This window comes from Faecalibacterium sp. DFI.5.82, assembly GCF_029076575.1.
GTDB lineage: Bacteria > Bacillota > Clostridia > Oscillospirales > Ruminococcaceae > Faecalibacterium > Faecalibacterium duncaniae.
On sequence record NZ_JARFIS010000224.1, the window covers coordinates 1 to 338 of the forward strand.

Consider the following 338-nt stretch of genomic DNA (forward strand, 5'->3'; position numbering starts at 1 on the left):
GTGCGGTAAAACGCACTGGAGGACCGAACCCGTATCAGTTGAAAATGGTTGGGATGAGGTGTGGGTAGCGGTGAAATTCCAAACGAACTTGGAGATAGCTGGTTCTCTCCGAAATCTCTTTAGGGGGAGCCTCGAGGTTTAGAATCATGGAGGTAGAGCACTGTTTGGACTAGGGGCCCGTCATGGGTTACTGACTTCAGATAAACTCCGAATGCCATTGATTTTTACTCGGGAGTCACACGGTGAGTGATAAGATCCATCGTGTAAAGGGGAACAGCCCAGATCATCAGCTAAGGTCCCTAAATATATGCTAAGTGGAAAAGGATGTGGAATTGCAC

Annotated in this window: 1 rRNA gene; it reads left to right on the top strand. The window is 47.9% G+C overall.

Annotation, left to right across the window (positions count from 1 at the left end):
• Nucleotides 1-338, top strand: a 23S ribosomal RNA gene (locus P0G09_RS16355); the annotation flags it as partial.